This window comes from Mycobacterium sp. 050272, assembly GCF_039023525.1.
Lineage (GTDB): Bacteria > Actinomycetota > Actinomycetes > Mycobacteriales > Mycobacteriaceae > Mycobacterium.
In genome coordinates, this window is record NZ_JBCHKV010000047.1 from 1 (window position 1) to 7,864 (window position 7,864).

At 61.4% G+C, this 7,864-nt stretch carries 8 protein-coding genes; 4 read left to right on the top strand and 4 right to left on the bottom strand.

What is annotated here, in order from left to right; translation table 11 throughout:
• Positions 1-46: 46 nt before the first annotated feature.
• A complete protein-coding gene (locus AAHS21_RS31775) occupies positions 47-559 on the bottom strand; it encodes a hypothetical protein (RefSeq protein ID WP_342931248.1) in 513 nt (170 codons plus the stop codon).
• A 373-nt stretch (positions 560-932) separates the two neighbouring features.
• Here AAHS21_RS31775 and AAHS21_RS31780 point away from each other — a divergent pair, with 373 nt between their 5' ends.
• On the top strand, positions 933-1,940 hold the full coding sequence (locus AAHS21_RS31780) for a hypothetical protein (protein WP_330981223.1): 1,008 nt from the start codon (positions 933-935) through the stop codon (positions 1,938-1,940).
• A 986-nt stretch (positions 1,941-2,926) separates the two neighbouring features.
• Positions 2,927-4,426, top strand: coding sequence for a hypothetical protein (locus tag AAHS21_RS31785; protein WP_330981222.1), 1,500 nt, complete (start codon positions 2,927-2,929; stop codon positions 4,424-4,426).
• Positions 4,427-4,628: 202 nt separating this feature from the next.
• Here AAHS21_RS31785 and AAHS21_RS31790 read toward each other — a convergent pair whose 3' ends face one another.
• Both AAHS21_RS31790 and AAHS21_RS31795 read right to left on the bottom strand, forming a co-directional pair.
• A complete protein-coding gene (locus tag AAHS21_RS31790) occupies positions 4,629-5,051 on the bottom strand; it encodes a PIN domain-containing protein (RefSeq protein WP_330981221.1) in 423 nt (140 codons plus the stop codon).
• Complete coding sequence (locus tag AAHS21_RS31795; RefSeq protein ID WP_330981220.1) at positions 5,042-5,248, bottom strand: DUF2191 domain-containing protein; 207 nt, start codon at positions 5,246-5,248, stop codon at positions 5,042-5,044. Before AAHS21_RS31795 ends, AAHS21_RS31790 begins: the two co-directional genes overlap by 10 nt.
• Positions 5,249-5,405: 157 nt before the next feature.
• Here AAHS21_RS31795 and AAHS21_RS31800 point away from each other — a divergent pair, with 157 nt between their 5' ends.
• A complete protein-coding gene (locus AAHS21_RS31800; protein ID WP_330981219.1) occupies positions 5,406-6,608 on the top strand; it encodes an XRE family transcriptional regulator in 1,203 nt (400 codons plus the stop codon).
• Positions 6,609-6,692: 84 nt separating this feature from the next.
• On the opposite strand, the gene AAHS21_RS31805 is transcribed toward AAHS21_RS31800, so the two are convergent.
• Positions 6,693-7,187, bottom strand: coding sequence for a hypothetical protein (locus AAHS21_RS31805; RefSeq protein ID WP_330981218.1), 495 nt, complete (start codon positions 7,185-7,187; stop codon positions 6,693-6,695).
• Between the two features lie 125 nt (positions 7,188-7,312).
• Between AAHS21_RS31805 and AAHS21_RS31810 the strand changes: the two genes are divergently transcribed.
• The gene (locus AAHS21_RS31810; protein WP_330981217.1) at positions 7,313-7,711 is read left to right on the top strand and encodes a VOC family protein; all 399 of its coding nucleotides are present in this window, start codon (positions 7,313-7,315) and stop codon (positions 7,709-7,711) included.
• The last annotated feature ends 153 nt before the right edge of the window (positions 7,712-7,864 follow it).

A 7,864-nucleotide genomic window follows, 5' to 3' on the forward strand; every position in this document is an offset into this window, starting at 1 on the left:
CAACTACCATCGACCACACTCTGCCGCCGACGGCCAACCACCAGCATCACGACTCACCACCGGCGTCACCAACGTGCTGTCCTCCTACAGCTAGCTTGGTACGTAAGGTGTTCAACTGGCTTTCAGCAGCTTTCCTCAGTGGCTCCGCGGCATTGTCATCAATTTTTTGATTGACGACACTGAAGGCTATTGCTCCCTGATATTTGAATCCTGCGTCCTGCAAGGCTGAGGCTGCGTTAATGAAATCCACAAACTGAGTCTGCTGCTGATTACGGCGAAATTCCTTTGCTGATTGGATGCTCGCATTGGTCTGCCCGTTGAATGCGACGACGAGCGTCGTTACGTTGGCTGCAGCCGCTACGCCGACCGCCACGACTAATCCAGCAATAGAAGTCCATCGATGCGGCTGTTTTTCGGTCTCGGCGCGCTCGGCTTCGGCCTGCTGCCGTGCCGCTTCGTGCGCTTCGTCGTCCAAATCGACCGCCTCACCGCGCGTGCTGGAATGTAACCGCAATCGTGCAGTTGAACGAATAGAGCGCTTGGCAGGTGGCTGTGTCATTCGCGGAAGCTATCGCAAGGCTTGTCCAAAGTCATGACGTTCCACCAAGTTGGCTTCTCATGGCCGTTGGTCGACAAGTTGGCGCCCATCGAGAGCCGCTCACGATTGCAACGCAGCAACCCGGTTGTGGGCGTTGAGCGAACGGCTGGGTTCGGCATGGCAGCTTTTCCTTTCGGCTCGAGGCGAACGCGTGATTGAGCTCGCCGCTGCTTAACGTAGAGAAAAGGGGTGCAGGAGAGCCTGCCCGGCGGCACGTTCCAGCATCGCCGCACATCGTTGTTTGACGTACTTCGCTGCCTCGATCGCCATCACGGCCGCGGTCGCCTTCGTCAAAGCGCCCGCAATTTAGCAGGCAGTGACCTATGGTCGGCGTGTGGCGCCAGTCGAGACGCGCGTGGTCGAGGGCTACTACGAGTGCCCGGTCCAGTTCACCGTCGACATCGCGGCTCTCGAGGTGGAGTACTCAGCGGTCGTTGCAGGTGAAGCCTTGATTCTGAGGCTGCCATCCGCCGACGGAGTCAGTCGGTCCCACGATGAGCTGTCGGGGCCCCCGTGGCACTATTCAGAACGCGAGGACTTGCTTAGCAGCCGACCTGAGATGGCGCCGTTCTGGGGTCGCATCGTGAAATGGACGGAAGACTTCAGCACGCCGAAAGCGGCTAACATCCGCCGGATCGGGATCTCACTGGCGGTCGACGGAGACGACGACTCCGTGCGCGACACTGGCCGCAGAATCGCTGAAGCCATGTCTGCATGGTGGGTCGCGGTAAGCGCCTGGGTCGAAGTGCTGCACGGTCAAGATTTGTCCCGACTGGGGCCCGTCGAACCAGGAATAAAATTCAGCGGTACCACGCTGTGGTCGCGGCTCTACACTCTGCATTCCCACCCGGTCCGCGACGGCGCAATCCTTCCGGTCGGGTCAAGTTCCTTCGGCGTGGTGTGGCCGAACTACACATCAATTGACGCCCGACAACTGCAGCTCTGCATCGACCACGCGCAGCTCCACGGACCGCCACCCGCTGAATGGCTGCTCATTCGCGATGCGAATTCCTTGTGTATGGGGCAGGATTACCGGCGGGCAGTGCTCGATGCTGGCTTGGCCGCCGAACTTGCTGTCACTATCCTTATCCGAACCCACCTCGCCGCGGCCAGCCACCCCGATATTGACGGCGAGCTGCGCGCCCATTCGATGCTCGGCCGACTGTGTGGTTACTGGACACGCGAGTGCGGCGGAACCCTACCTCTGGATTATCGGACTCGGCTCATTGAGCGACGAAACGCGGCCACCCATGCAGGTTCTCACTTGCCGGAAGCCGACGTTCGCGACGCGATCACCGTCGCCCGAGAAATTCTCGTCCAAGCAACGCCGCTGCCAGCATAAGGGCCTCGGAAGTCGAATCTCCACCGATATCCCTCGGTCTCGCAGCTTGCTACCACGCCCGAAAGCGTTGCCCTCATGAATAACTGCTTCGGCGGATGCACCGCTGACCGCGTTTGCCACTCATGATGATCCCCCTGACCGCGGCCGCTCAAGCAGTAGGGAATTTCGGTCGCTGGACCGGGTCGCCGTTGACGTAGCGCGGTCAGCTGTTCTCGGGAAATCTTTGAAGAAAAGGAGGCAAGCAAGGCACGAACACCCAACCGACGAAGGTCGATTCGGCTAACGCTGCTCCCTAGCCCACCGGCGGGCACTTTCGGCGGACTTCTGGAAGGCCTCGTCCAGGGTCCTCCCTCTGGCTTTGTGGGGTCCGGTAATAGCATCGTCGTGCAACCGCTCTGACCCGTCACCCTTAGTGCGGTCGTAATAGCGAGTTACGAAAACTTCGAACTGATCACCTCCTGGACCACCGATAGGCGGGTACTCCTCATAGTCGAAGTAAAAGTCGAAGCCATTCTCGCTGACCTCTGCGTTCATCATCGAATCAGTCTATCGAGCCGCCCCTGGCGAGAGTGGTTTGCGACCGCTGTATCACACCGCACAGCAAAAGAGCGGGACACTCAAGTTGGTCGGAATTCCGTATGAAACGAGCCGGTCAGATCTTGTCCCTTGAATCCATCAGCTGCCGCTGGGTCCGTCAAGATCCGAAGCGATGAGACGCCGACGCCGATCCGCCAACTCAAATGAGACTGGCCAGCCCCATCGTGTCTCGATCAGGCCGGCGCTCCCCACCACGCGACCGCCAGATCCTCTGAGACCGGGCAGTGACCCTCACCCGTCGCCGCGATTAGTCTTGGTCAAAATGCCTTGATGCTTGCATCCCACGGGGATACCGCGCACCATTGCGCACCCGGCACAAACCATCGGGGCACAGTCACCGGCCCCCAGCGCGGCGCCGTGCCAGACACACGCAGTGCAATGATGATCTCGTGACCGACCAGGACGGCTCAGAACCCGAACCGGCAACCGCCCCTATCTATCCCGTTGCTGCAGTGATCGACACATGCTTCTTCGGCGCCGGCAACTTCAAGCCCGATCACGTCGAGAAACTCGCCGACCGCCTGGCACGCCGGGACGTGAAGCTGTGGATTCCCCAGCAGGTCATCGACGAGTGGGCCGTCCACGCCTTCGAAGCGTTCAAGGAGCTGCAGGCCGCGTACACGAAACTGGGCGATCTGACCATCGCCGGGGAGCCACCTGCACCCCTGGCAGCCCGTGACGTCGCGGCACACATCGACCAACTGTGCCGCGCAATGCCCAATGTCGAGGTCCTGGACCTCGACGGGCAGTGCGCTGTCGACGCTATCCGCGACCAGGTCCTCGGCGAAGGCGCCGGCGGACGCAGCAAGGATGGCACTCGCACCGGCGCGGTCGACGCGTCGATCGTCCGCGATGCGCTACGCCGCGTCGACAACGATCCCGACCAGATTGTATTTCTCACCAAAAACTACAAAGACTTCCGGCCAGCGGTAAATGCGTTGGGTCACAGTGACTTTCCTTCTGCAAATACCACCCACCAGTTGTTCGGCAAGCTCTCGCCTCCCGTGCACCCGCAGCACTCCGTCGACACCGCTCGCCGACTGATCATTGATGAGCTCCTTGAAAGCATCACCGAGGCCGCTGCGGCAGATGACCGCCACGGCCCGCCGCCAGCCTGGATCGACGTCGACGACATCGCAGTTGACACAGTGGACACCGACGACCGGCGAAAGTTCGACGAGATCATCGACCCCACTTTCGAACTCGAGCCGGCCGCCGCACTCGTCGATGTTGCCGGCGTCTCGCTGCAGGTCATGGACGAGGGCACCGACCTGGTCTCCTACACCGTCGTGCTCCTCGCCGACGTCCGCGCCGAAGGCTACGTGATCAACAACGACGGCAACACCGTCCACGAATGGATGACGCTGTACGACAGCATCGTCACAGTGCCGTTCGACGCCGACATCGTCGACGGCAAACTTCTTCAGCCGCGCCAGTCCGACACCGCCACCGCCCGAGGCGGGCACCAAAGGTTCGCCGATGAATGGGATGCTTACCAGGATGTGTGGGAGACAATCACAGACTGGGCAGGCATCACTGCTACGCCAGCGAATGGCGAAGCCCTGCCGACATCATTCGAACTTCGCGGACCCGATGGCCAACGCATCGACGCAGAGGTCTCCGGAGGATCGATCGCCAGCGAATGGACGCTCGAATTCACCAGTCCCGAAATGGAATTCAGCACCGAGATTTCCAGCGTGTACGACCCCAATAGCCGCGCATGGCTCGGCCGTGAGGACTCGTTTGACGTGTACCCGCCGATCTCATTGGTCTCCGGCGCCCACCGCTCCAGGCCGGGACCGTACCCCGCCCTGGCACTCGTGTGGCAGTACCTCGTCGACAGGAAGAACCAACCCGTCCCGGAGGACAAGGAGACGCGTGAACCGTAGCCGGATCGCATTTTCCTCTTGCGCTGCGATCATCAATGACGCCACCGCAATCCCGCGGCGGACCCCAAGAGGATGGCGTAATTCTCATGGTCTGTCCGGCGCGGCGCAATATGCAGGAGTTGAATATGCAGAGTTGTCAGTAGAGCACTGCATATTTGTGTTGCGGCCCAGTGTATTTGAAGAAGTAGTGGTAGTGCAGTGCTCAGATGGTGCCCCGCTCGAGAACCCATTGGTGTCGAAACGGTAGTACTTCTGCAGCAATCTCAAAGTCGGTGTCATAGTGGATCAGCGTCACGTCATGGGCATCGGCGAGGGTGGCAATCAGGAGGTCGGCCATGCCGACAGCACGGTGGCGGCCAGTGCTTGCCAACTGTCGTTGCGCGCCGAGCGCCGTCTGCCAGTGTTCGTCATTGGTTGGCAGATATTCGTACGCCGCACGGCGGTCTGACCAGAGTTGTTCATAGTCAGCAGGATTGCGGGCACTGTAGAGCGCCTCGGCGTCGAGTTGAGCCGTGGTCGCGACCAATCCGGCCTCAATGAGTGGGGCAAGTCGAGCGGCGACCTCGGGGTGCGTCATCCGTGCTGCTGCACTGGTATCGATGAGGTGCCGAGCGATCAACGCCACACGTCACCACGTTGATCGGGATCAGCCATCTCCCCTAGACCGCCGGCCCGCAACCATGCAACCTGGCGTGCGCGAGCAGAAGATGCTGCCGCTTGCTGCAATGCAATGCGCACCGTGTCCGATACGCCGGACGTCTTAAGCTCTTTCTGAGCGGCAGCCAGTAGGTCGTCGTCCAGATCGATCAGGCGCTTTGTCACCTATCAAGCCTCCACCCGTATATATCGAATGTTGACTCAGTATATACCCACGTTTGAGTGGGTGCGAGAACGGAAGTTGCCATACTGTCAAGTAGCACTTGGTAGTATGGCAAAGCACTACTTGACTGGTTGCGGCGGTCGGAGAATACTGGTCGGTGTGGCAAGCCCCCGCCTCATCGAGCTGATCGACCAGTACAAGAACACGCACGGCGTCAGCGACGCCGAACTGGCCCGGCGTATCGGCATCACGCGCGAAAACCTGCGCCTGTGGCGAGTCAACGGCGTGCGGGGCCTACCTGAGCGTGACAATCTCGCCGCGGTCGCACGCACCATCGGCCAACCCTATCGCCAGGTCCTCTCGGCGGCGCTGTTCGACATCGGTTACCTGACCGCGCCAGAGACGACGGATCCCCGCCCGTACAACGAAGTGCTCTACGACGCCATCGCCGCCTTGACCGAAGCTGCCCATCTGACGAATCAACCTGTGCGCCAAACCAGTTCGGGCCAATGGGAACCCGATCCGAACCCCCGCGCGGCGCTGCCGATCGACTGGGCCGAGTTCGTCACCCACGCCCTAGCGGGCGCCGCGGCGAACATCGGAAGCACAGAGCAGATCCTGGCGGGCCGGCCCGGGTCCTGGGAGGCCGAGAGGGTACGCGAAACACTGCAGTCCACGGTCGGTGGTGACGACGAACACTTGCTGCAACACCGCACCGAACCCGTCAGCATCGACTTCTGGGTGGAAAGCATCCTGCCCTACACCAATGACACCTCTTACGACGACTACCGCGACGCGGAACTGGAACTTGCCTCGCGCGGAGAAGCCATCCCCGAACCCGATGACCTGCCCCCTGGCCCCTTCACCCCCGAGGACCCGCGCATCGCCGCCGTGGACTGGATCAGCGTCGACGACAACGGCTATCTGTGCGTCGAAGCCAAAGCGGGCTGGGGCGACGATCCCGCCGACATCGCGCTACTGACCGAACTAACGACCGAGGCCCAGAACAGCCGACCTCCCACTCCGGGAGAAATCGCTTACGACGAAGCCCACGAAGCCATCGCGGACCTCAGCGACGCGCTCACGGCACAAGAACGCCGCGAGCACAGTGACTACGCCGAACACCTCACGAACGCTGTTAAGGCTCGCCTCGAGGTGCTGAACCTCCCCACGCCGGTCATCGTCAACATCACCGTCGCCCCCGAGGGCGTCCACTCCTCCTACGACTTCGACGACCACGCACCCGCCGCATATCCGCGCAACGCCATCGCGGCGGCGATCGACGACGCGATCGCCCACACCCCTACTCCATCGGCCCTGCCTGGCACTCCCCTAGATCGCCTCGGTGCGGCTCAGCCATAGCGCGGCCATGGGTCACGGGTCTTCGCCCGCCCGGTTCGTCGCCGGCCCGTAATCGACGATCTGATTTCAGCCGTTCAGGATCGGTCAGTCGGTGCGGACGTTTTGCGTGAACCACTCGCCGCGCGCGGAGCGCCAGCTGACTCGCACAGCGAATCCAGGTCGATCGGAATCAACAGATCTGACCTCCGCATTCCGCGTTCCTCGGTGGGCGCCGACCAAGATTTGACGTTTGAGTCGGTCGTCGGCGCAGAGATTCACGTAGCACGGATGTCCCGACGATGACGACAGGCGATTGGTGCTATAGGGCGGAACGCTCTGGGCTGTCCCGATAACTCGGTCCCGCGCCGTCACGCTGACTTCGTAGGCGGTGTCCTCCCCCATGTTGGCGACGTAGGCATGGCGAGGGTCGGTGTCCCACCGACCGACCTGCCAGCTCACCCTCGGCCGACGTGCATTGTCGGTCGAATGAGGTTGCCGTTTAGACCGTCGTTGGTAGACGACGAAGAAGACGAGCAGGACGGCCCACACGGCGGTGATCACCGCTAAGACCAGGAACGGGACCATCATCGGATCCGCCATAAACGAATCGTAATCCGCTAGCCAAGGTTGGGTAACACCCTTACAGACGTCAGACCTTGCTACGAGTCAAGTCGAGGGCGCAGCTTCTGCGCATTGACTATGTGTCGTCAAGCTATGTTCGGCAGATGCGCATCGACCTCATGGCGATCGTTGTCAAGGAGTACGACCCCGCCATCGCATTCTTCGTCGACTTGCTTGGGTTCGAGCTGGTCGAGGACTCACCGGCTTTGACCAATGACGGCCGCCCGAAACGCTGGGTCGTGGTGCGTCCGCCCAGGGCCCAAACTGGCATCCTGCTCGCCCGTGCAGACGGTGATACACAAGCGGCTGCGATCGGGCAGCAATTCGCGGGCCGCGTCGGGCTCTTCCTCCGGGTCGATGATTTTCAGGTCGCATATGACCGGATGGTCTGCGGCGGAGTTGAATTCGTGACCGAGCCCCGCGCAGAGCCGTATGGACGTGTGGCGGTCTTCCTCGACATTGCTGGGAACCGATGGGACCTCCTTGGACCGGAGGGCTCGTAGCCAAACGGTGGCGTCCCGCTACGAGCAGGACTCAATCATGGTCACCAGCAACTTGCTTTTTGAAACGCCCTGGTTCTGCCGGAGGCTCGGGCTATTGGATTTCGACCAGGGGTTGGTCGGTCCGTTGTGCATCGTAGAACGCTGCTTCGAACT

Coding starts and splice junctions, on each gene's coding strand:
- AAHS21_RS31805 (WP_330981218.1), bottom strand. CDS start 7,187: ATGGCGGATCCGATGATGGTCCCGTTCCTGGTCTTAGCGGTGATCACC.
- AAHS21_RS31810 (WP_330981217.1), top strand. CDS start 7,313: ATGCGCATCGACCTCATGGCGATCGTTGTCAAGGAGTACGACCCCGCC.
- AAHS21_RS31775 (WP_342931248.1), bottom strand. CDS start 559: ATGACACAGCCACCTGCCAAGCGCTCTATTCGTTCAACTGCACGATTG.